The sequence below is a fragment of the Nisaea nitritireducens genome (assembly GCF_014904795.1).
GTDB lineage: Bacteria > Pseudomonadota > Alphaproteobacteria > Thalassobaculales > Thalassobaculaceae > Nisaea > Nisaea nitritireducens.
On record NZ_JACZFS010000040.1, the window covers coordinates 25,977 to 46,964 of the forward strand.

21 protein-coding genes are annotated in these 20,988 nt (G+C 61.9%); 13 read left to right on the plus strand and 8 right to left on the minus strand.

What is annotated here, in order from left to right; all coding sequences use genetic code 11:
- The first annotated feature begins 110 nt into the window (after nucleotides 1-110).
- From IG629_RS13940 to mutT, 4 genes are all read left to right on the plus strand, one after another.
- A complete protein-coding gene (locus IG629_RS13940) occupies nucleotides 111-1,007 on the plus strand; it encodes a hypothetical protein (protein ID WP_193172558.1) in 897 nt (298 codons plus the stop codon).
- 163 nt (nucleotides 1,008-1,170) lie between these two features.
- Entirely contained in the window at nucleotides 1,171-2,118 is a 948-nt protein-coding gene (locus tag IG629_RS13945; protein ID WP_193172559.1) for a peptidylprolyl isomerase, read from the plus strand.
- 20 nt (nucleotides 2,119-2,138) lie between these two features.
- Nucleotides 2,139-3,371 carry a bifunctional glutamate N-acetyltransferase/amino-acid acetyltransferase ArgJ gene (gene argJ / locus IG629_RS13950; RefSeq protein WP_193172560.1) on the plus strand — a complete coding sequence of 411 codons (1,233 nt, stop codon included), beginning with the start codon at nucleotides 2,139-2,141 and terminating at the stop codon, nucleotides 3,369-3,371.
- A 79-nt stretch (nucleotides 3,372-3,450) separates the two neighbouring features.
- Nucleotides 3,451-3,867, plus strand: a complete 417-nt coding sequence (gene mutT, locus IG629_RS13955) for an 8-oxo-dGTP diphosphatase MutT (RefSeq protein WP_193172561.1) — start codon at nucleotides 3,451-3,453, stop codon at nucleotides 3,865-3,867.
- A gap of 6 nt (nucleotides 3,868-3,873) precedes the next feature.
- Here the strand turns inward: mutT and IG629_RS13960 are convergent, their stop codons facing one another.
- Both IG629_RS13960 and IG629_RS13965 read right to left on the minus strand, forming a co-directional pair.
- Nucleotides 3,874-4,638: an SDR family oxidoreductase gene (locus IG629_RS13960; protein WP_193172562.1), complete on the minus strand. Its 765-nt coding sequence runs from the start codon at nucleotides 4,636-4,638 to the stop codon at nucleotides 3,874-3,876.
- A gap of 89 nt (nucleotides 4,639-4,727) precedes the next feature.
- Complete coding sequence (locus tag IG629_RS13965; protein ID WP_193172563.1) at nucleotides 4,728-5,399, minus strand: hypothetical protein; 672 nt, start codon at nucleotides 5,397-5,399, stop codon at nucleotides 4,728-4,730.
- A gap of 112 nt (nucleotides 5,400-5,511) precedes the next feature.
- On the opposite strand from IG629_RS13965, the gene IG629_RS13970 reads away from it, so the two are divergent.
- A complete protein-coding gene (locus IG629_RS13970; RefSeq protein WP_193172564.1) occupies nucleotides 5,512-7,089 on the plus strand; it encodes a gamma-glutamyltransferase in 1,578 nt (525 codons plus the stop codon).
- Nucleotides 7,090-7,166: 77 nt separating this feature from the next.
- Nucleotides 7,167-8,483, plus strand: coding sequence for an adenylate/guanylate cyclase domain-containing protein (locus tag IG629_RS13975; RefSeq protein ID WP_193172565.1), 1,317 nt, complete (start codon nucleotides 7,167-7,169; stop codon nucleotides 8,481-8,483).
- Nucleotides 8,484-8,790: 307 nt separating this feature from the next.
- Here the strand turns inward: IG629_RS13975 and amrB are convergent, their stop codons facing one another.
- A complete protein-coding gene (gene amrB, locus IG629_RS13980; protein WP_193172566.1) occupies nucleotides 8,791-10,185 on the minus strand; it encodes an AmmeMemoRadiSam system protein B in 1,395 nt (464 codons plus the stop codon).
- A gap of 51 nt (nucleotides 10,186-10,236) precedes the next feature.
- On the minus strand, nucleotides 10,237-11,175 hold the full coding sequence (locus tag IG629_RS13985; protein ID WP_193172567.1) for an AEC family transporter: 939 nt from the start codon (nucleotides 11,173-11,175) through the stop codon (nucleotides 10,237-10,239).
- 102 nt (nucleotides 11,176-11,277) lie between these two features.
- Between IG629_RS13985 and amrS the strand changes: the two genes are divergently transcribed.
- Complete coding sequence (gene amrS / locus IG629_RS13990; protein ID WP_193172595.1) at nucleotides 11,278-12,414, plus strand: AmmeMemoRadiSam system radical SAM enzyme; 1,137 nt, start codon at nucleotides 11,278-11,280, stop codon at nucleotides 12,412-12,414.
- On the opposite strand, the gene IG629_RS13995 is transcribed toward amrS, so the two are convergent.
- Nucleotides 12,411-13,310: a helix-turn-helix transcriptional regulator gene (locus IG629_RS13995; RefSeq protein WP_193172568.1), complete on the minus strand. Its 900-nt coding sequence runs from the start codon at nucleotides 13,308-13,310 to the stop codon at nucleotides 12,411-12,413. The two genes, amrS and IG629_RS13995, sit on opposite strands and share 4 nt — an antisense overlap.
- Nucleotides 13,311-13,471: 161 nt before the next feature.
- Here IG629_RS13995 and IG629_RS14000 point away from each other — a divergent pair, with 161 nt between their 5' ends.
- On the plus strand, nucleotides 13,472-13,936 hold the full coding sequence (locus tag IG629_RS14000) for a flavodoxin domain-containing protein (protein ID WP_193172569.1): 465 nt from the start codon (nucleotides 13,472-13,474) through the stop codon (nucleotides 13,934-13,936).
- 93 nt (nucleotides 13,937-14,029) lie between these two features.
- Nucleotides 14,030-15,577, plus strand: a complete 1,548-nt coding sequence (locus IG629_RS14005; RefSeq protein WP_193172570.1) for a benzoate-CoA ligase family protein — start codon at nucleotides 14,030-14,032, stop codon at nucleotides 15,575-15,577.
- 41 nt (nucleotides 15,578-15,618) lie between these two features.
- Here the strand turns inward: IG629_RS14005 and IG629_RS14010 are convergent, their stop codons facing one another.
- The gene (locus tag IG629_RS14010) at nucleotides 15,619-15,831 is read right to left on the minus strand and encodes an RSP_7527 family protein (protein ID WP_028467071.1); all 213 of its coding nucleotides are present in this window, start codon (nucleotides 15,829-15,831) and stop codon (nucleotides 15,619-15,621) included.
- A gap of 186 nt (nucleotides 15,832-16,017) precedes the next feature.
- Entirely contained in the window at nucleotides 16,018-16,212 is a 195-nt protein-coding gene (locus tag IG629_RS14015; RefSeq protein ID WP_193172571.1) for a hypothetical protein, read from the minus strand.
- Between the two features lie 361 nt (nucleotides 16,213-16,573).
- Here IG629_RS14015 and IG629_RS14020 point away from each other — a divergent pair, with 361 nt between their 5' ends.
- From IG629_RS14020 to queG, 4 genes are read left to right on the plus strand one after another with little or no spacing between them, the layout of a single operon-like run.
- The gene (locus tag IG629_RS14020; RefSeq protein WP_051285046.1) at nucleotides 16,574-17,149 is read left to right on the plus strand and encodes a queuosine precursor transporter; all 576 of its coding nucleotides are present in this window, start codon (nucleotides 16,574-16,576) and stop codon (nucleotides 17,147-17,149) included.
- A gap of 9 nt (nucleotides 17,150-17,158) precedes the next feature.
- Nucleotides 17,159-18,202, plus strand: a complete 1,044-nt coding sequence (gene queA / locus IG629_RS14025) for a tRNA preQ1(34) S-adenosylmethionine ribosyltransferase-isomerase QueA (RefSeq protein WP_193172572.1) — start codon at nucleotides 17,159-17,161, stop codon at nucleotides 18,200-18,202.
- Nucleotides 18,199-19,323: a tRNA guanosine(34) transglycosylase Tgt gene (tgt, locus tag IG629_RS14030; protein ID WP_193172573.1), complete on the plus strand. Its 1,125-nt coding sequence runs from the start codon at nucleotides 18,199-18,201 to the stop codon at nucleotides 19,321-19,323. Before queA ends, tgt begins: the two co-directional genes overlap by 4 nt.
- 26 nt (nucleotides 19,324-19,349) lie before the next feature.
- Nucleotides 19,350-20,483 carry a tRNA epoxyqueuosine(34) reductase QueG gene (queG, locus tag IG629_RS14035; RefSeq protein ID WP_193172574.1) on the plus strand — a complete coding sequence of 378 codons (1,134 nt, stop codon included), beginning with the start codon at nucleotides 19,350-19,352 and terminating at the stop codon, nucleotides 20,481-20,483.
- On the opposite strand, the gene IG629_RS14040 is transcribed toward queG, so the two are convergent.
- Nucleotides 20,478-20,951 (minus strand): PAS domain-containing protein, encoded by a 474-nt coding sequence (locus IG629_RS14040; protein ID WP_193172575.1) that lies wholly within the window; start codon nucleotides 20,949-20,951, stop codon nucleotides 20,478-20,480. The two genes, queG and IG629_RS14040, sit on opposite strands and share 6 nt — an antisense overlap.
- Nucleotides 20,952-20,988: the final 37 nt, after the last annotated feature.

Consider the following 20,988-nt stretch of genomic DNA (forward strand, 5'->3'; position numbering starts at 1 on the left):
TAGGCATTCATTTTAAAGAAAATCGATTTCTGGAGATAATTCGAAATTACGATTAATTTAGGTTAAAATTCGTTAATGCATTTGATGCATTACCTAGAAAGGGTGAGCGCATGATTGATCGGATCACCGGATACACATCCGGGGTGATCGCGCCGACAGCAGGGCGGAGAAGCCGCCAGGTTGCTGGAGAGGCGCTCAATCAGAGAGTTTTGCCGCGCCGCGACAAGCAGCGTGACGAGCATAATGCGCGCGATCAGTCTTCTCACCAAGATACAAAGCACTCCCCGAAGGATGATGACAGCGTCGATGTGCGGTTCTCCAATGAGCCGGTACCAGCGCGCTCGCGTTCGCCATACGGGGCAAATGCTTATGCGAATGCGGCACTCCCGTCTGCTTCGTCGAGCACTGACGATGTGCTGATTTCCCGATCCACTGCGGTCCTTTTGACGGAAGATCTCAGCAGTCTGATCCGCCGCGCGGTCAGCAATGTCGGGCTGCTCGTGCATGGCCTGATGCAGGTTCCGGACAATGCCGCCCACGATGTCGAACGGCGCTTCCACATTGCCGCATTGAGTGCCGTGCGCCTGGGACGGGAGCGGTATCTCCGGAAAGCGGGCACTGCGAACAGCAATCCGCGTGGCCTTGCTTTCGAAAACATATCCGTCCGCTATGACGGGCTGCGCGGCACGGCGGCAATCGAGATCGGAACGGCCGAATTCCTGGACCGCATTGACATGCGGGCGACCGGGGTCGTGTTCGACGTGCGCGGCAGCGCCGCGGTGCATGATGCGCGGCCGGGAATTTTCGTCGATACCGGCGATCACGGTGCGGCCATAGCCAACAGGATCATCGAGACCGTGCGGCGGGATTTGCCGCTTTTCGGCGGCAGCGAGGATACCGAAGGCGCCATCGTCCTGATCCGCGCCGATAACAGTGATTTCTCCGACCACCGCGCTCCGGCGGAATGGCTGCGCTTCGATCTTATCCTGCCGTTCCACGCGCGCTGACATCCTCCGGCTATACCACCCGCGAACTTGTCATGCTGCAGGCCGCAAACGTGCCTTGCCGCTCTCTGGGTGATCTGATAGGGCTGCTCGTCGCGCGGAAGCCGGGCTCCCGCGCCATTCTTCAGAACAAATGCGGGCCGAAGGTCCGGTGAAAGGCGCCTCAATGAAACATTTCCGCTTCCGGCCTGCACAGTGCGTCCCGGCCTTGCGTCTCCCGCTGACGGCGCTGCTTCCCGTGCTGGCATTGCCTGTTCTGTTTCTGGGCGTGACCCTGTCGGCCGTCCCGGTAGCCGCGCAGACCACAAATGCCGCGCCCGAAACCAAGCCCGCCGAGCAGGCAGCTATCGATCCGGCGACGACCGTCGTTGCGACTGTTGCCGGTGAGCCGATTTATCTCGCGGAAATTCTCCAGCAGATCCAGCAGCTGCCGCAGCAGTATCAGCAGGCGCCGATGGAGCAGATTTATCCGCCCATGCTGGACCGGGTGATCGATTCACGCCTGATCTCCAAGGCGGCGCGCAAAGCGGGGATCCAGGATCGCGACGCGGTCAAGGAACGGGTGGAACGGGCGGAGAACGACATCATCTCCGAGGTCTACATGACCGATATCGTGAAGGCGACGGTGGACGAGGCTGCCCTGCGCAAGCGCTATGAAGAGAGTGTCGAAGACAGCGCCGGGCAGGGTGAGGAAGTCAAGGCTCGCCACATCCTGGTCGCCAGCGAAGACGATGCGAAGGCGATTATCGAAGAACTGAAGAAAGGCGCTGATTTCGCCAAGCTTGCAGCTGAGAAGTCGACCGGCCCGTCCGGTTCCAGCGGCGGCGATCTTGGCTATTTCACTGCCGATGCGATGGTGCCGGCTTTTTCCGAGGCTGCTTTTGCCATGAAGGCGGGCGAATTCACTGAAGCGCCGGTGCAGACCCAGTTCGGCTGGCATGTCATCAAGGTCGAGGACCGTCGCGCAGTGCAGCCGCCCAGCTTCGAGCAGATGCAGCCGCAGCTTGCGCAGGAGATGACCCGCGAGATCCTGACCAAGGCTGTCGAGGAACTTCGGACTGGTGTCGATATCAAGCGTTACGGGCCGGATGGCTCCGAACTTCCAACGAAATAGTCTTTCACAGGACCCTGACCATGACCGACCAGGTTTCGCCGCTCGCTCCGGACAGCTTTCCGACACTTCCGGCGATCGCCGGCGTGCGCACAGCCACAGTCTTGTCCGGCATCAAGTACAAGAACCGGGATGATGTGCTGATCGCCGAGCTTGCGCCCGGCACCACTGTCGCCGGCACGCTGACACGTTCCACGACACCTGGTGCGCCGGTGACATGGTGCCGGGAGATCCTTGCCAAAGGCAGCGGGCGCGGCCTTGTCGTCAATGCGGGCAATGCGAATGTCTTCACCGGCGCTGTCGGTGATGCAGCGGTGCGTGAGACCGCATCCGCCGCGGCGGCCATTCTCGGCTGTGCGCCGGACGAAGTGTTCATCGCCTCGACCGGGGTGATCGGCGAGGTCCTGCGACATGAGAAGATCATCGCCCGATTGCCGGATGCGAAAGCTAGGTTGACTGCCGGCGGCTGGGACGCGGCGGCGGGCGCGATCCGCACGACGGATACCTTCGCGAAAGGCGCCAGTGCCTCCGCCGACATCGGCGGCAAGACGGTGACCATCGCCGGTATTGCCAAGGGTTCCGGCATGGTTCAGCCGAACATGGCGACGATGCTGAGCTTTGTCTTCACCGATGCGGCGGTTCCGGCGGCGATCCTGCAGGAGATTCTTTCTCCGGCGGTCGACAGGACGTTCAATTCCATCACCGTCGACAGTGATACCTCGACCAGCGACACCCTGTTGCTGTTCGCGACCGGTGCTGCCGGGAACGCGGCTCCGTCCTCGGCGTCGGATCCGGCGCTCGATGGTTTCAAGCAGGCTCTGGAAACAGTTCTGCGGGAGTTGGCTCTTCTTGTGGTGCGTGACGGCGAGGGCGCTCAGAAGCTGATCGAGGTCCGGGTGACCGGTGCCGTGTCCGACGAGTCCGCGCGCAAGATCGCGCTTTCGATTGCCAATTCACCGCTGGTTAAGACCGCCATCGCGGGCGAGGACGCGAACTGGGGACGAGTGGTCATGGCAGTCGGCAAGTCCGAGCAGCCGATCGATGTGTCCACGATCAGCATCGGCTTCGGCGGGGTGGATATCGCGGTTGGCGGCAAGCTGAACCCCGACTATGACGAAGCGCCGGTAGCCGCCCATCTGAAGGGGCAGGAAATCGGCATTGATGTCAGTGTCGGTGTGGGTGACGGAGCCGCCACTGTCTGGACCTGCGATCTGACCCACGGCTATATCAGCATCAACGCGGATTATCGCAGCTAGGATCCGGCACGATGGAAAACGTGGCGACGGAGCGGCTTGCTTTCCTGGCACCGGAGCCTGGCGACAAGGTGGTGCCGGCATGAGCGCGGATACAGCAAAGCCGATCGTCATGGTGGTTGCCGTCGGCTTGATCGATGCGGACGGCCGGGTGCTGCTGGCGCAACGGCCGGAAGGCAAATCCATGGCCGGGCTCTGGGAGTTCCCGGGCGGCAAGGTCGATCCGGGGGAAAGCCCGGAGCACGCGCTGATCCGGGAGTTGCAGGAAGAACTCGGCATCGACACGAAGGAGAGCTGCCTCGCGCCTTTCACCTTCGCGTCGCATGCCTATGAGGATTTTCACCTGCTGATGCCGCTCTATCTCTGCCGCCGCTGGTGGGGAGATGTCACGCCGCAGGAAGGGCAGGCGGTCAAGTGGGTGCGTCCGATGCGTCTGAAGGACTACCCGATGCCGCCCGCCGATATCCCGTTGGTGGCGATGCTGCAGGACTTTCTGTGAGCTAGATCAGCCTCGCCCGACAAAGGGCATCTTGGTTGCCATCACCGTAATGAACTGGACGTTCGCTTCAAGCGGCATGCTGGCGATATGGACTGCCGAGCTGGCCACATGTTCCACGTCCATGCGCGGCTCAATCATCATCGATCCGTCCGCCTGCGGCACACCTTCTCCCTTGACCATACGTTCGGTCATCGGTGTTACCGCGTTGCCGATATCGATCTGACTGCAGACGATGTCGAAAGGGCGACCGTCGAGGGAAATCGATTTCGTCAGGCCGGTGATGGCGTGCTTGGTCGCGGTGTAGGGAGCGGAGTTCGGCCGCGGCACATGAGCGGAAATTGAGCCGTTATTGATGATCCGTCCGCCCTGTGGCTTTTGGGCTTTCATCATCGCCATGGCGCGTTGGGCGCAGAGGAAAGAGCCGGTCAGATTGACGTCGACCACCGCCTGCCATTGCTCGGCGGTCAGCTCGTCCATCGGGATGGCCGGCGTGCCCATGCCCGCATTGTTGAACAGCAGGTCAAGCCGGCCGAAGGTTTTTTTCAATGCATCAAACAGTGCATCGACCTCGGCGACCTTGCCGATATCCGTCGGCACCGCGAGCATGGCGCCACCGCCCGCATGAGCCATCGCGGCGGTTTCCTCAAGCGGCTCCAGCCGGCGCCCGGCAAGAACGACATTGTAGCCTTCTTTCTGGAATGCCAGCGCAACTGCCCGGCCGACGCCTGTTCCAGCTCCGGTTACGAGTGCGGTTTTTCCATTCCCCGACATGACTTCCCCCCATCATTATCTTTTTTGAGAACGGGAGTTTGTCGCGCGCGGGGCGGCTTGGCACGCGGAAAAACGAAAAGACTGCCGTGTCAGCCCGGATCGGGTCGGCGATCTTCCGGGGGAATTTCAGGCATGAACGGGCTGACCCTGATCTGCGGGTCCTGTCGCTTATCGCCTGTAGGCTCTGTGCTCGCATCCCGATAGAGGCGGTCCCGGGACTCATTCAGTTTCATCGCCAGATAGTTCAGATCGGCCCGGGTCATCTCGAGTTGCCGGTTCTTCAGTTCGATCTCGATGTTATGCACCTCCTCGATCGACTCCTTTGTGGCCGGTAATTTCTCAAGCTGTTCAACCGTCTCCTTGATCCAGTCGATGGACTTCTGACGGGTTTGCTGCGCTTCGAGTACCAGAACCGAGAGGCGGTCGAGGATGTAAGCGATCTGTTCCGAGTTCTGTTCTCCGCAATAGGGGATCAGCTTTTTCAGGTAGTCGAAATCTTCCTGGGTCAGCTCGTAGAGCTTTTTCTTGAAGTAGGTGAATTCCAGATTCTCGACTGCCATGCCGCCCTTCAGCCGGGCCAGAATATTGATAGGCGCATTGCCGCCCGGGATTTTCGAGCAGTCTTCGTCTTTAACATCCTTCGGGGGTTCATCCGGCTGCTGTTCCTGTGCTCCGGCTGAATGCAGCGTGGAAAACTGCAGGCACAGCGCCGTCAGGATCGCGAGGACAGCCAAGCGGGCCGATTTCCCGTCGCTGGTCATTGGAACATCACCCTTTCTGACGTCCGAATTGCTTTTTACATACCATCGATATCACACTCAGGGTGTCGCACCCTCTTGCGGCAATGCAACCTTCATGCCCGGAGTACCTTTGATGAGCGTTCCCGCTTCCGTCGCCGCGCTCGAGCGGACCTATGAGACATGGCAATCGGAAAAGCCTGCGGCAACCGGTCCGCGCGGTGCCGTGGCCTCCCAGAATGTCGAAGCGGCCGCTGTCGGGCAGGCAATCCTGAAGGATGGCGGCAATGCCATGGATGCGGCAATCGGGACGGCCTTTGCCCTGACCGTTGCCGAGCCCTGGATGAGCGGTCTTGGCGGTGGCGGCTACATCACGCTGTATTCGGCGAAGGAAAAGGCGGTTCGGGTCGTGGATTTCGCCATGAAGTCCGCCAAGGGGCTGAACCCGGCTGATTATCCGCTGGCCGAAGGCACCGGCGCCGATCTGTTCGGCTGGCCTGCCGTCGTGGACGACCGGAACGTGAACGGCCCGTATTCAATTGCCGTGCCGGGCACGGTCGCCGGTTATGCACTGGCGATGGAGAAATACGGAACCAAGAGCCTGGCCGATGTCATTGCGCCTGCTGCCGCTCTCGCGCGGCGCGGGCACCGGGTGACCTGGTGGACCATGCTGATGTGCGGTGCCGACATGTCCGCGCTGCAGAAAAGCCCGGCGACGGCGGAAACCTGGCTTCCCGGTGGCTTCCCCCCGGCAATGGGTGCCGACCCGGCACCGAAATTCCTCTCCCTGGGCAATCTCGCCGACACGCTTGAGGAACTCGCCCGGGACGGCGCGGAGAGCTTTTATCGCGGCGCCATCGGTGAACGTATCGCAAGGGACGCGGAACGGCTCGGCTCCTCTGTCCGGATGGCGGACCTGGAGGCCTATGAGGCGGAAATCCAGGAGCCGTTGTCGATGAGGCGCGGCGAGGCGACCTACCACGTGCCGGGCGGCCTGACAGCGGGACCGAGTTTTGCCGATGCCCTGAAAGATCTGCCGGCCTTCTCCGGTTCAGAGCCGGACGCGGAAACTTATGCCGCCTACGCCCGCACCCTGAAAGCTGCCTATGAATATCGGATGGAAAATCTCGGCCATGCCGGAGACCATGGCGACCGGAGTTGCACCAGCCATATCGCCGCCGCTGATGCCGAGGGCAATATCGTGATGATCACGACGACATTGCTGTCCCGCTTCGGCAGCCGGGTGCTGTTCCCGGAGACCGGTATCATGATGAATAACGGCATCAACTGGTTCGATCCGCGCCCGGGCCGGCCGAATTCGCTGAAGCCGGACACAAAGCCGCTGTGCAACATGGTGCCGGCGGTGGTGACGAAGGACGGCAAGCCCTGGTTCGGTTTCGGCGCTTCCGGCGGCCGCAAGATCATGCCCGCCGTCTACCAGCTTTGTTCCTTCATGAACGATTTCGGCATGGACATGCAGACCGCGTTGAACATGCCGCGTGTTGATCTGAGCGCCATCGACACAATCTATGCCGATACCCGCTTCGACGAAGCGACCATGGCGTCACTGAAGGCTGTGGCCCCGACCGAGCGCTGGCCGGCGACCACCTACCCGATCATGTATGCCTGCCCGCTCGGGGCAATGGTTTCCGATAGTGGGGTCACGGCGTCGGCGCATCCGACGACGCCGCTTTCGACAGCACTCGCGGTCTAGCCTATGGCGCCGTGATCAGGCTGAATGCAGTGATTGCGGCGCGCATTTCTGTGCCCGCGTGAGCCGGGGACGAATATATGGCGGGTCGGGTGGCAAGGGAGCGATTGCTGGTCGCGGAACGGCAGGGGCTGAAACTGGCCATCCTCTGCCGCACCGCTGCTGTTGCCGTCGGCATGTTCTGGCTGACGGTTGGACTGAATCTTTCCGGCTTCACACCCAACCTGATGGGCATTTCCGCACTCGCCCTGTTCGCTGCCATCGGGATTGCCAGCTATGTTGTAATCGGCACGCGGTACGAGCGCTGGTGGCTGAAATATGCCCTGTACGCGCTCGACATCTTCGGGGTCTGTGGCGTCTTCGTCGTCATTCCGGTCAGCCAGTCCGCACCGGAGCTGCCGCAAGTGCTCGCCTTTCGCGCCTTTGGCGTGCATTTCCTGTTCCCGCTGGTCGCCATGGCCTGCCTGACCCTGTCCTGGCGTTTGGTCGCCTGGTCAGGCCTGGTCGCCGTGGCGGGGTGGTGGGCCGCTTTTGGCCTGGTCATCGCCGGGATGGATCTGCGGCTTTCCTGGGGGGATCTGTCTCCCGATGCGACGGCGTCCGAATATCTCAGCCTGTTCTTCTCCCCGTATTTTGTCGGCTACGGGACCCGACTGCAGGAAACCGTGCTGCTGATGATCGCCGCTCTCGTTCTTGCGCTGGCCGTCTACCGGGCGCGCTGCGTTTTCGTGGCCCAGGTGGAGGCCGAGCTGGCGCGTGAGCGGGCAGTCCGGACCTTCGGCCGCTTCGTTCCCGAAACCATTGCAGAGCGACTGGCCTCGTCCCGCGGAGCTCTCGCGCCTCAAGTCCGGCACGGGGTCGCGCTGGTGCTCGATATCGAGAATTTCACCGCCTATGCCGATGGCCGCCCACCGGAGGAGGTCATCGAAACGCTGGGCGCTTTCCTCGCCCGCTCCGCCGAGGCGATTTCGAGGCGCGAAGGGGTGGTGATCAGTTTTACCGGCGATGGTCTGCTCGCCGCCTTCAACACGCCGCTGAAGATCCGCGAGCCAGAGCGGGCCGCGCTGGACGCCGCGTCCGATCTGCTGAAATGCGCTGACGCGTGCGGGTTCCGGGTGCGTGTCGGCCTCGCGGCCGGCAAGATCGCATCGGGCCGTGTCGGCTCCGACCAGCGGCAGGCCTTCACGATATATGGCGACACGGTGAACCGGGCGGCCCGGCTGGAAGTTCTGGCGAAGGATGTCGGCGCGACCGTGCTGGCCGATGCCGGTGTGGCGGGGAAAGCAAAGCCGGATGATCTGCTGAAGCCGCTCGGCGAACAAAAAATCCGCGGCTTCGAAGCGCCGCTGGCAGTCTGGTCGAAACAGGTGACGGCCTTGCCGGGGGCCGCGGGTTAAGCACGCCCCATATTTATCATCTCCCCACATTCGTCATCCCCCACATTCGTCATCCCCATGAAAATGGGGACCCAGGGATGACGGGCGCAGCTTTATGATCTCTGGGTCCCTGCGTGCGCAGGGATGACGGTTTTCTATTCGGGGGATGGGCTGGGGGCGCGCGGATTAGGCGTCATCACACACCTCTTCCCCCTCTCCACATTCGTCATCCCCCGTATTCGTCATCCTCATGAAAATGGGGACCCAGGGATGACGGTTATCTAATGAGGGATAGTCTAGTGGGCGATAGCCTGGGACGCCGCACGCGTCACCTCTGTCCCGGCCCCGCAAACGGCGCGCCGAAGCTCTCCGTTGTATAGCGGAACACCCGCAGGCTGTCGGACCAGTGGTCCATCGGCAAACCGGCCTTGCGCTTCAGGTTGCGGATGAAATCCTCGGCTTTCGGCAGGCCTTCCCAGACGCTCGGCAGGAACAGGCCGCGCTTGTTGCCCTCCTGCATGATCAGGCCGTCCACGTCCGGCCGCGCTTTGGACACCAGATCCTTCTCGCTGGTGAAGGGCAGGGCGTGCGGGGTGGAGAGGATGGAGACGTGCAGGTCCGCCGTCGCCAGCTCCTCTGCCGTCAGCGGTGGGAAGCGGGGATCGCCGAAACCGGCCTTGTAGGCATTGGTGATGACATCCAGCAGCAGCGGCTGATGCGCGATTACGCTGCCGATGCAGCCGCGCAGCTTGCCGCCGATATTCACCGTGACGAAGCTGGCCCGCATGGCCGTCAGAGAAGGCGACAGGCTCTTGCCAAGCTGCGCATCCGGCGGGCGGCCATGCTCGGCGCCGAAGCGCAGGGCGAAGCGGGCGGCCTCGATCATCTGCTCCCGGTCTGCCTCCGGAATGCGCGCGCTCCCGGCATATTCCATCGCCGCCGCGCCATAGCCGACCACCCGGTCTTTGGGACCATGCGTGTCGCCTGAATTGCGGGTGTCGAGTGCCGTCACCCGCATGTCCCGCCGCCGGGCGAGGCTGAGCGCACCGGCAATCGCCCGGTGCCCGCAGGCGCCTTTGCCGTCGATCTCTTCCAGCTTCAGCAGCTCGATCCGCTGCATGGTGCTGGCGTCGAGTGTGCGGGCGCTGTCGTAATCGAGGAAATGGGACAGGTCGGAGGAGACCGAAATCAGCGTCTCGGGCCCGCCCCAGACGGCATCGAGCGCCCGTGCGACGTCACCCGCGCTGGCATCGCCGACCAGGATCGGCACAATTTCGAAATCGCCCAGCACCTGCTGCAGGAAGGGGACATGCACCTCAAGGCTGTGTTCGCCCTCGAACACCCGATCGGAGACATGGAAATTCGGCTGGGTCATAAGCGTGCGCAACGCGTCCCAGGCAACCGGCACGGTGCCGAGCGGCGTCGCCCAGGCATCGGCACTGGTCGTCGCCAGCCCCTTGAACCCGACCCGGTGGGCCGGGCCGACGATAACCACGCGCTTGATGCTATCGCGGCGTCTGGCGAGCGGCTTGAACGCGGTCCCGGCGATGGGGCCGGAAAAGACATAGCCAGCATGCGGCGCGATGATGATTTTCGCATCCGGCACCGGCGTCTCCGCCGCGCCGGTGATGCACTGCGCGACGATGTTTTCCAGTGCGTCCGGCTCACCCGGATAGAAGGCACCGGCGACGTGGGGTGCACGGAGAGCGGTGGTTGCGGTCATTTCCTGTTCCATGCACCGAATATAGGGAGCGATTGGTGCGAACGGGAGGGGTTATTGCCCGATTAGGTGTTGAGCGAGCAAAAGCGTCGCAGGCATGGTCACAAAAGACAACGCGGTCTGGATCGTCACGATCCCGGCCATCGCCGGAGCGTCTCCGCCCATGGCGCGGGCCAGCGTGTAGGCGCCCGCTGCCGTCGGCGAGGCGCCGAACAGCATGGCGGCCAGGAACAGGGTGGGCTCCAGCCCGATGGCGTAACCCGCAAAGGCCATAGCCGCCGGAAACACCATCATCTTGCCGACGACGCAGAACAGGGTCGCCTTGATATCGGTAGCCATGGCCCGGATCCGGATGTTGGCACCGACGCAGAGCAGGACGATGGGCAGGGCGGCGGCACCGAGGATTGTCGTCATGTCGGTCAGGACCGGCACCTCGGTCCAGCCCATGAAGTTGAACACCAGGCCGAGCCCGATGGCGAGCAGCAGTGGGTTGCGCGCCAGATCCCGGAAAATCGCCGCCGTCAGGCTGCCGCCGTCCTTTTTGGCCAGCGCGGTTGCCATCAGGCAGACAACCACCACATTGGTAACCGGGATCAGCAGGGCTGTGACAAGCGCGGCGGTGCCGAGAATTTCCGCGCCGAAGACCTGCTCCCCCACGGCCAGCGCGATGAAGGTGTTGTGCCGGGAGCAGCCCTGCAGCACGGAGGTCCAGAGCGGCCGCTCCGTGCGGAACAGGAAGAACAGCAGCAGCGAGAACAGCACCGCTGCGCCGAACCCGCTATAAACCGCGACCGCCAGCCCGCCCAGATGCACGCCGGAAAAATCGATTGTGGCGATCTTGTTGAACAGCAGGCAGGGAAACAGCACCCAGTAAACCAGCTTGTCGTTCAGGTTCCAGAATTCGAGGCTCGGAATACCGCCCCGGCGCAGCAGGTGGCCGAGGACGATCAGCAGGAAGATCGGGGCAATGGGCAGGATGAGGTCGAAGAACAAGGAGCGGTCCCGGGTTTGGGGAAGCGGTCAAAACCGTGCCGGAGTATAGTCGTTTAAAAGTCCGGGCGAGAACCCGGCGAGAGAACATTGCTGGTGAGCGAAATGGTCATGCACGAAGCACCGGGCCTTGCCGAAAGCGCGCCTCCCGCGCTGAAGGGCAAGGGCCCGATTGTCGAGACAGAGTTCTGGAGCCTGCTGGATGACGGGCGGGTTCAGTGCGAGCTCTGTCCGCGTTACTGCAAGCTGAAGGAAGGCGCGCGCGGACTGTGTTTCGTACGGGCGCGGCAGAATGACCGGATCGTGCTGACCACCTATGGCCGGTCCTCGGGTTTCTGCGTCGATCCGATCGAGAAGAAGCCGCTGAACCATTTTCTGCCCGGCACGCCGGTGCTGTCTTTCGGCACGGCGGGCTGCAATCTGGCCTGCAATTTTTGCCAGAACCACGACACCTCGAAGAGCCGCGAGATGGACTCGATGCAGTCCGAGGCGCAGCCGGAGGCGATTGCCCGGGCCGCCGCCAAGCTCGGCTGCCGCTCCGTCGCCTACACCTATAACGATCCGATCATCTTTCATGAATATGCCGACGATGTTGCCATCGCCTGCCGGGAAGCCGGGGTGAAGACCGTCGCGGTGACGGCCGGATATCTGACGGACAAGGCGCGGCCCGCCTTCTTCCGCAATGTCGATGCGGCGAATGTCGATCTGAAGGCCTTCACCGAAAGTTTCTACAAGTCGGTGACCAAGAGCGAGCTTGGTCCGGTGCTGGATACGCTGCTCTATCTGCGGCAAGAAACCGATGTCTGGTTCGAGATCACCAACCTGATCATCCCCGGCGAGAACGATAGCGAGCGGGAGATCGACGAGATGACCGGCTGGGTGGTCGAGCATCTCGGCCCCGACGTGCCGATGCATTTCTCAGCCTTCCATCCCGATTACCGGATGCTGGACAAGGAGCGGACGCCGTTCGATACCCTGGCCCGGGCGCGCCGGATCGCCCGCCGCAACGGCGTGCGCTACGCCTATACCGGGAACGTGCACGATCTCGGCCGGCAGAGCACCTATTGCAGCGGCTGCGGCGAGAGGGTGATCGGCCGGGACTGGTACGTGCTGTCGGACTGGAACCTGGATGAGAAGGGCTGCTGTACCGGTTGCGGCACGAAACTCGCGGGCGTGTTCGATCCGAAACCGGGAAACTGGGGGCAGAAGCGCCTGCCCGTCGATATCTCCGCTTTCGCCTAGGCGATCAGCTCACGCGCCGTTTCGGTCAGTTTTGCGAGACTGGACTCCGGCGTTTCGCCCGCCGTGTCGACGCTGGTCTCGGCCCGGTCATAGAGCGGGGCGCGGGCTTCGAGGATGGCGCGGAGGTCGGACATGGCCTCCCGGTTCTGGGCCATCGGGCGCATGTCACCCTGCTCGACAACGCGCTGCATATGTTCTTCCGGGCTCGCCTGCAGCCAGATCGTGTGCGAGCGGCGCAGCAGCATGGTGTAGGTGTCCGTATTGGCGACAATGCCGCCGCCGGTGGAGATCACCGCTTCGTCATACTCGTTCAGGATGGCATTGAGGCAGCGATTCTCGTAACGCCGGAAGGCTGGCTGGCCGGAGAGGGACAGCATCTCGCCGATGCTGGCGCCGTAATCCCGCTCGATCTCCCGGTTAAGCTCGATGAAGGGAAAGCCGAGCGCGTCCGCCAGAGCCTTGCCGAGCGTGGTTTTCCCGGCGCCGCGCAGGCCGATCAGCGAAATCCGCCGTCCCCGCGTGCCGCTGCCGGCAAAACGCCGTTCCAGAATTTCTGCCGCTTCCGACAATTCCGACGGTGCCAGCGGCGCGAGCAGCGCCTGGATTTCCGCCAGCGCCGGATCGGTGCCGCCATGCGGGTCGGCGAGTTCCATCACGGACATGTCCATGGCGTCGGCCACTTGGTGCAGCACCGCAACCGACGGGTTGCCGCGGCCGCTTTCAAGTTGGGCAAGATAGCGTTCGGAGACGCCGGAATCCCGCGCCAGGATTTTCCGGGACATGCCGCGCTGCGCTCGTGCCGCGCGCACCCGATCGCCGAGACGGGTGAGGTAATCCTCGATCCCGAGAGTATTGCGGCGCTGGTGCGGCACTTCGCTGTGCGTTCTCTGCCTCATGGCCCTGGGACAGTTCCTTGCGGTTGTCGTACCGGTTTCCGATAAACCGGATGAACCTGAATTATCATTCTTTGCGCCTTACGATAACATGAATTATAGTGCGTGTCTGATTTAGCTCATATTACCAAACCGGGACCCGGCCGAAGAGGAGTATTCGAGGAATGAAGGTAAAGATTCTCGTTGCCACACAAGGCGGTACGGCAGATCTCTGCGCACAGGAGATGGTCGACATCCTGGAAGACCGGGGATATGAGGCGGAAGCGACTCTGATGGGAGATTTCGGTATCGAGGTCTTCGATGAGGGCGGTCACGTCATCATTTGCACCGCGACCTACGGGTATGGCGAGATCCCCGATAACGGCACCGAATTCTTCGAAGCTCTGGTTTCCGGAAAGCCGGACCTCGCGCGGGTTAGCTTCGCAGTCTTCGGTCTTGGCGATACGACATACGAAGACACCTTCAATTTCGCTGGCGAGAAATTCGACGCGATTCTCTCGGAATGCGGTGCCGAACGCGTGATCGAGCGGCATATCCATGATGCCAACTCCGGTGCGCTCGCGGAAGACGAGGCCATCGAATGGATCGAAGGCTGGATCGGCGCGCTGCAGGCGAAAGCCGCCGCCTGATTCCCTGGCGCGGCGTCTCAATCTAAGAAAAATGGAGTGCCGGTAAACGGCACCCGTTCATTTCGGCCAAAACGGCCAAACTGGGAGGGACATATGGCGGAGGACGCCGTTGCCGCGCGTTTCTATAACGCGGCAGAAGACTTGATCGGCCGAAATCTCAAGGCGGGCCGAGGAGGCAAGACCGCTGTTATCGACAGTGGCGGCTCGTACACATATCAGGAGCTGGCGGACCGGATTGAGCGGTTTGCGAACGCCATCCGGGCGGTGGGTGTGCTGCCGGAGCAGCGCGTCATTCTCGCCCTGCATGACACCATCGATTTTCCGACGGCCTTTCTCGGGGCGATCTGGGCCGGTGCGATCCCGGTGCCGATCAACACCCGGCTGGCACCGCGGGACTATGCCTACATCCTGTCCGACAGCCGGGCCGAAGCCCTGTTCGTTTCCGACAATCTGATCGACTCCGTGCTCTCGGAAGTCGGGGCGGAGCCGCGCCATGTCGTGGTCTCCGGCGCCTACGTGGCGGGACGGCAATCCTTCGCGGATTTCATTGCGGCACCGGGGGACGACACGGCGCCTGAGGAGACCACGCCGGACGATCTTTGTTTCTGGCTCTACACTTCCGGCACGACGGGCATGCCGAAAGGCGCGGTACATCTGCATTCCCACCTGATGGAGAGTGCCAATCTTTACGCCGTGCCAATGCTCGGTATTTCCGAGGAAGATGTCGTTTATTCGGCGGCCAAGCTGTTCTTCGCCTACGGGCTCGGCAACGGGCTGACCTTCCCCTTCGCGGTCGGGGCAACGGCAATCCTGCTGGAAGGCCCGCCCGCGCCGGCCGCTGTCTGCCAGATTATCCGGGAGCACAAGCCGACGCTGTTTTTCGGCGTGCCGACGCTGTACGGCATGCTGCTCGCGTCAAAGGATCTACCGGCAGGGGAGGAGCACGCGTTGCGGCTGTGTGTCTCGGCCGGAGAAGCGCTGCCGGAAGAACTGCTCAATCGCTGGAAACAGAGAACGGGCACGGAAATTCTGGACGGACTCGGCAGCACGGAAATGCTGCATATCTTCATCTCCAACCGGATCGGGGAGATCGTGCCGGGGGCGACCGGTAAGGCCGTTCCGGGCTATGAGTTGCGTCTGGTCGACGAGAACGGGGCCCACTGCAAGCCCGGCGAAATGGGCATTCTGGAGGTGTCCGGGCCGACAGCTGCGGTGATGTACTGGAACCAGCGGACCAAGAGCATCGACACGTTCCGGGGCGCCTGGACGCGGACCGGCGACAAGTATGTCGCGGACGAAAACGGGGTCTATACCTATTGCGGGCGCAATGACGACATGATGAAGGTCGGCGGCATCTATGTGTCGCCGTTCGAAGTCGAGGGCGCGCTGCTGAAGCACGAAGCCGTGCTTGAAGTCGCCGTGGTCGGCCATCCGGACCATGACGGTCTGATCAAGCCGAAAGCCTATGTGGTGCTGGCGGAGGGTGTCGATGCGTCAGATACGCTGACGGAGGATCTGACCGCTTTCGTCAAAAAGGATCTGGCGAGCTTCAAATATCCGCGCTGGATTATCTACGCGGACGAGCTGCCGAAGACGGCGACAGGAAAGATCCAGCGGTTCAAGCTCCGGGAAACCGCCTGATCGGCGATTTCCCGGCCTCGAACTCGGGGGAGGGTATTAGTTTAGTGCTTCGGGGCGACCTTGATGGTCGGCTCGAAGCTCACCTTCTTCTGCATCGCTGCATGAAGGTCGAACAGTGTCGCGATGCTCCGACCAAGAGCGCGCAGCGCTTCGTGGACGGCTTTGGACCGCTCGGCGCGGCCGGCGGCGACATAACGCTCGACTTCAGAGAAGTTGATGGTTTCTCGATTAATGAGGGTTTTTGTAGCAGTCATAACAGTGCTCCTTTTGCTCGGCGAGCCCGCTGATTCTTGCTGCTTGGCCATTTGCGTTTCCCAATGACTGACAATTTAGGTCAGGTTCATTGACATTTCAATGTTGCGATGCAGCAAGGCTGGTATGCCGTTTTGGAAATGATGCATGTGCGAGATGCCGCGCAGTGGCGATTTCGTGCCCTGTAATCAGCAACTGCAATCGGGGCACCGGGCTGAAATGGCGGTGCGGCTCATGTTCGCGCGCCATTCAAAGTGTTTCCTGACAGTATCGTAGATATCGGAAATCATTGATTTTACTGCCTTTGCGCGCTCGCACTTGCCGTGGGCAATGCCGGCAACGATTTCGGCGTTACTCGGAGTGCGGATCAGGGTGGTTCTCATATCGGCCTCCTTTGAATTGGCTATGAGTGCAGCATAACAATTGCCGATAATCCGGTAATTAATATTTTTGACATCAAATTGATGCCAAAATGGATATAATTGGAGGCTGCTATGCAGCAGGAGAATGCATCGCAGCCAGCATGAATGTGCAGTATCATGCATGTTGCGCTGCGGTATACTGCGGGCTTGTTTACATGCCTTGCGGGCCGTTGATGCCTTGAGGGCAGTTTCGCATCGACAAAGCGCAGTGAAAGACCTATGAGCTGCCCCACTGTTTGGCCGGTGAGGCTTCCCACACCGGCAGAAGACATCGTGCCGATGTGGCTTCCCGCATCGGCAAGAACAGAAAAGGACCTGGTCCATGACCACCACAGAAAACGCTGCGTTCAGCCGTACAGGGCTTGTCGCGGGTATGAGCGCCATGGGCGTTGTCGTGCTCGCCTCTAACATCGCGGTCAATTACCCAATCAATGACTGGCTGACCTGGGGCGCGCTGATCTACCCGATCGCGTTTCTCGTTACCGATCTGGTTAACCGGATCTTTGGCCCGAAACCCGCCCGCAAGGTTGTCTATGCCGGCTTCGCGACCGGTGTCGCGCTGTCCCTGTGGTTCGCCGATCAGCGCATTGCGCTCGCCTCCGGCACCGCCTTCCTGACCGCCCAACTGCTGGACATCTGGGTGTTCGACCGGTTGCGCCAGCAAAGCTGGTGGAAAGCGCCGGTGATTTCCTCGTTGCTGTCCTCCGCCCTCGATACGGCGCTGTTCTTCTCTCTCGCCTTCTACGCCACGGGCTTGCCGTGGGTGACATGGGCGATTGGCGATTACGGGGCGAAGCTGGCCATGGCAGCGGTCCTTCTGGTGCCGTTCCGTGCCTTCATCTCGCTTCTGCCGCAGCGCTTTGCGCAGGAAGAGACGGCGGCGGACGCTGCCCAGTAAGGTCTCCGCATGCACGTCGATCTGTTCGACTACGAACTGCCCCAACACTTTATTGCCACGGAACCGGCGGAGCCGCGCGACAGCGCGCGGCTTCTCGACCTGACCGGGGCGGGGCTGGCGGATCGCTCCATTTCGGATTTTCCCGGTCTGCTGCGCGCGGGCGATATTCTCGTCTACAACAACACCCGGGTGATCCCGGCCCGGCTGACCGGGCGCCGGGGCGAGGGAAAGATCGAGGCGACGCTGCACAAGGCGGAAGCCGACGGATCCTGGGCTGCTTTCGTACGCCCTGCGAAACGATGCCGTGTCGGCGATATCATCCTCTTCGAGGGCGAACTCGAAGCCGAGGTTCGCGAAAAACGCGACGGCGGGGAGGTCATTCTGGCTTTTCCGGAAACTGGCGCGGCCCTTATCGAGACCCTGAAGCGCGTCGGCCGTATGCCGCTGCCGCCTTATATAAAGCGCGATGGCGATGCCGCCGTTGATGACGCGACCTCCTATCAAACCATGTTCGCCGCCCGCGACGGTGCCGTCGCTGCGCCGACCGCCGGGCTGCATTTCACCGACCGGTTGCTGGCTGAGATCGATGCCGCCGGTGTGGAGCGTGCGGAGCTGACCCTGCATGTCGGTGCCGGAACCTTCATGCCGGTGAAGGCCGAGGATACGGACGACCACAAGATGCACCTCGAATGGGGTGAGATTTCGATGGAAATGGCGCGGCGGATCAACCGCGCCCGTGCTGCGGGCGGCCGTGTCGTTGCCGTCGGCACCACGAGCCTGCGCCTTCTGGAAAGCGCGGTACTGGAAGATGGAACCGTGCCGGCTTTCTCCGGCGAGACCGGGTTGTTCATCACGCCGGGCTATCGCTTCAAGGCGGTCGATATGCTGCTGACAAACTTTCACCTGCCGAAATCGACCCTGCTGATGCTGGTCTCGGCACTGGTCGGGCGCGAGCGCATGCTCGTCGCCTATGAACATGCCAAGCGGGAAGGCTATCGCTTCTTCTCCTATGGCGATGCCTGCCTGCTCGAACGTGCGGATAATGTGACATGACACTCGGCTATGAACTCATCACGACCGACGGCGCCGCCCGACGCGGGCGCCTGACCACGGCGCATGGCAGCATCGAGACGCCTGCGTTCATGCCGGTCGGCACGGCGGCGACGGTAAAATGCATGATGCCGGAATCGGTGAAGGCAACCGGTGCTGAAATCCTGCTCGGCAATACCTATCACCTGATGCTGCGCCCCGGCGCGGAACGGGTGGAGAAGCTGGGTGGGTTGCACAAGTTCATGAACTGGGACGGCCCTATCCTGACGGATTCCGGCGGGTTTCAGGTGATGTCGCTCTCCAAGCTGCGGAAGATCACCGAACAGGGCGTGACCTTCCAGAGCCATGTCGATGGCAGCTCCCACGAGCTGACCCCGGAAAGCTCGATCAAGATCCAGCACCAGCTCGATTCCAACATCACCATGTGCTTCGACGAATGCACGCCCTACCCGGTGGAGAAGAAGGAAGCGGCGGAGTCCATGCGGCTTTCCATGCGCTGGGCGCAGCGCTCCCGCGATGCCTTTGTCGACCGTGACGGCTACGGCCTGTTCGGTATCGTGCAAGGCAGCGTGTTCGAAGATCTGCGGCATGAATCCATCGAGGCGCTGACCAAGATCGGTTTCGACGGGTACGCGGTCGGCGGTCTGGCTGTCGGCGAGGGGCAGGAGATGATGTTCTCGACCCTCGATTTCACCACGCCGTCCATGGTGGCCGACAAGCCGCGTTATCTGATGGGCGTCGGCAAGCCGGACGATCTGGTCGGCGCGGTGGAGCGCGGCATCGATATGTTCGATTGCGTGCTGCCGACCCGATGCGGGCGCACGGGCCAGGCCTTTACCCGGCGCGGCACGGTCAATATCCGCAATGCCCGCCACATGGACGATCCGCGCCCGCTCGACCCGGGTTGTTCCTGCCCGTGCTGCAGCAGTTACAGCCGGGCCTATCTGCATCATCTTTTCAGGACCGGCGAAGTGCTCGGGCTGATGCTGCTGACCTGGCATAACCTCTCTTACTTCCAGGAAGTGATGGCCGGATTGCGCGGCGCGATCGAGACCGGCACTCTGTCGGCGCATGCTGCGGCCTTCCGGGCCGGGCAGGCGGAGGGCGATATCGAGCGCCTCTAAGTAAGGTCTCCGGACGGAAAGGGCTTATGCAGCCGGAACAGCGGATCAGGCAGGAAGCGGCGGAGATCGGGTTTTCCGCCGCCGGTATCACCGCTGCCGATATCGGCACGCGGGAGCAGGATCGGCTGCGTGAATTCGTCGATAATGGCGAGCATGGCGACATGGGCTGGATGGAAGCCCATATGGAGCGCCGGATTGCCCCTAAAGGGATCTGGGAAGACGCCCGGTCCGTTATCGTGCTGACCCAGAATTACGGCCCGGACCACGATCCGATGGCCAATCTCGATGCTGCCGACCGGGCCAATATCTCCGTCTATGCCCGGAACAAGGATTACCACGACCTGATCAAGAAGCGCCTGAAGCGGCTGGCCCGCTGGATGGTCGCCGAGTTCGGCTGTCAGGTGAAGGTGTTCGTCGATACGGCGCCGGTGCTGGAAAAACCGCTCGCCGCCGGCGCCGGGCTTGGCTGGCAAGGCAAGCATACCAATCTGGTCTCCCGCGAGCACGGCTCATGGATCTTTCTTGGCGAAGTCTTCACCGACATGGAGCTGGCGCCGGATGCGCCGGAGATCGACCATTGCGGCAATTGCACCCGCTGTCTCGATATCTGCCCGACCGACGCCTTCCCGCGTCCCTATGCCCTCGATGCACGGCGCTGCATCTCCTATCTGACCATCGAGCATAAAGGCCATATAGCGGAGGAATTCCGGGTGCCGATGGGCAACCGGATTTATGGCTGCGACGATTGCCTCTCCGTCTGCCCCTGGAACAAGTTCGCCGAACAATCCGCCGAAGCCGCTTTCGCTGCACGGGATGATCTGACCTTGCCGCCGCTGGCCGAATTTCTCGGCCTCGATGATACAGCCTTCCGGGAGCGGTTCCGGGGATCGCCGGTCAAGCGGATCGGCCGGGACCGGTTTCTGCGCAACGTGCTGATCGCCTGTGGCAATAGCGGTGATGACCGTCTTGTGCCGATGATCGAAGCGCTTCTGACGGATGCGTCCCCGCTGGTGCGCGCCATGGCGGTCTGGGCGCTGGGGCGGTTGCTGCCGGAGCAGCGGTTTTCAGATCTGGCAAGAGGATTGTCTGAAGGCGAGGATGACCCGGATGTCCGGGCGGAATGGCTGAAGCGGAAAAGCGCTTTCAGCAGCCCGTCATGACCAGTCCGGAAATAGCCCGAGGAACACCTGGTCCACTTCCTGGCTGCCCTTGTCGGAGATAGGCATCAGCAGTCTTGTCGCGGATTTATACTCTTTTTGATAGATCGTAACATGATCCATCAATGGGTTCCGCGATCTGCGTACGGCGCACAGTTCATCATGAAATGTTGAGCCGAATTCGCTGTCGACATCGGAGGCGAGTTTTCCGGTCCAGTCCTGCCCGGTGATTTGCGAGATCAGCGTGCCTTCGAGAGCGTTCACGAAATCATCGAGTTCTTCGACATATTTATAAACGCTGATGAAGCCGAGCCATTTACGGAGAGCTTGAGGGTCGAAAGCGTTTCGGTCCGGAATGCCACCACCTTCGCAGCTGGCGTGCCAGAAAGCGAGCAGGCCCTCCGCCCGGTTGCAGGCATGCTTGTGGTCGCGTCGGTATCTATGATCGGCTCGATAGTGACCCATGATCATGCGGCGAACACTTTTCCGGCTCCGTTCTGAAGCCTTT